Below are 1,421 nucleotides of genomic sequence, written 5' to 3'. Positions count from 1 at the left end.
GGGGGTGCTCTCTCCTCCCAGCACCCCCACCCATTTACTAACAACTTTTAACACATGCGTGCTTCACGCTACGGGTGGATTGTACGCAAATAAAGGAAATAAACCATGGAAAAGAAATATGAACTTACTGATGAAACAATTGAGTTTAGAGGAAAAACTCTTCACCGCATTCGTGCATTAAAAAATTTTGGAGACGTCAAAAAAGGAAATCTTGGCGGTTTTATACAAAATGAAAGCAATCTTTCACATGATGGCAATTGCTGGGTTGGTGATGATGCAAAAATCTATGGTTATGCCAAGGTTTTGGGAGATGCACATGTTTATGGAAACGCTTGTGCTGATGGTTTTGCAAGAGTTTATGACAAAGCCAAGGTTTTTGGTAATGCTTATATTGATAACATTGCTGATATTTACGAAAATGCATGTATTTTTGGTAGTGCATGTATTACCGGACAAACTAATATTTTTGGCAATGCTCAGATTTTTGGACATGCTCATGTTTTTGCCAGTGCACAAATCTACGAGAATGCACAAGTTTCCGGTGGTGCGTTTATTAGTGGAAAAGCTAAAATTTATGGAAATGCTAAAATTTATGACATTCCATTGATTTCCATCAGAGCAAAAGTTGGGGGAAATGCCAAAATCTGTGGTGAAGCATTTATTCAGGGAAACGCAGAGATCATCAATGATGAAATTATTTCAACAGGTGAGAGGCAATAAACCATGAAAAAATATGAACTTACTGATGAAACAATCGAAGTTGGGCGCAAAACGCTCCGCCGCATTCGTGCATTGAGAGATTTGGAGGACGTCAAGAAAGGTGATCTTGGCGGCTATATCGAGAAAGAAGACAATCTAAGTCATGATGGCAATTGCTGGGTTGGGGGTTATGCCAAGGTTTATGATGATGCTAAGGTTTACGAAAATGCACATGTTTACGGTTATGCCGAGGTTTACGACAATTCTCGTATTTATGGCAAAGCAGAAGTTTTCGATGAACCGTGCATTTACGGTCATGCAGAAGTTTACGGTGATGCATATATTTGCGGTGAACCGCACGTTTTTGATAATGCAGAAGTTTATGGCAATGCACAAGTTTACGAAGAGCCATACATTTACGATAGGGCGCGTGTTTACGGTGATGCGCATGTTTACGGTCATGCAAAAATTTACGGTGATGCATGTGTATGTTGGAACGACTGGATTGATGACGATAGAAGAATCTCAACTAGAGAAAAAACCAGATGAGAAAATAACGAACTACTAATCTTATAGTATCTCTATAAGCCGTTTCTAACACCGAAAAACCAACTTTTAAACACCAGCGTGATTCACGCCACGGGGGAATTGCATCTAAAATGAAGGGGAACAGATATGGCACACCGCCCACCTACTATAACACAACCAGCCATTGCACGTGC

At 40.2% G+C, this 1,421-nt stretch carries 2 protein-coding genes; both read left to right on the top strand.

Translation table 11 applies throughout. The features are described 5' to 3' along the window. Window positions 1-105: 105 nt before the first annotated feature. The gene (locus ACFIMW_RS09235) at window positions 106-720 is read left to right on the top strand and encodes a hypothetical protein (protein ID WP_375608889.1); all 615 of its coding nucleotides are present in this window, start codon (window positions 106-108) and stop codon (window positions 718-720) included. 3 nt (window positions 721-723) lie between these two features. Then, a complete protein-coding gene (locus ACFIMW_RS09230) occupies window positions 724-1,248 on the top strand; it encodes a hypothetical protein (RefSeq protein ID WP_375608890.1) in 525 nt (174 codons plus the stop codon). The last annotated feature ends 173 nt before the right edge of the window (window positions 1,249-1,421 follow it).

This window comes from Bartonella sp. AC329YNZD (genome assembly GCF_042196685.1).
Taxonomy (GTDB): Bacteria; Pseudomonadota; Alphaproteobacteria; order Rhizobiales; family Rhizobiaceae; genus Bartonella.
This window is presented reverse-complemented; position numbering and strand designations above follow the sequence as displayed.

What these genes read in the sequence shown, in the direction of transcription:
- ACFIMW_RS09235 (WP_375608889.1), top strand. Translation starts at nt 106, where the DNA reads ATGGAAAAGAAATATGAACTTACTGATGAAACAATTGAGTTTAGAGGA.
- ACFIMW_RS09230 (WP_375608890.1), top strand. Translation starts at nt 724, where the DNA reads ATGAAAAAATATGAACTTACTGATGAAACAATCGAAGTTGGGCGCAAA.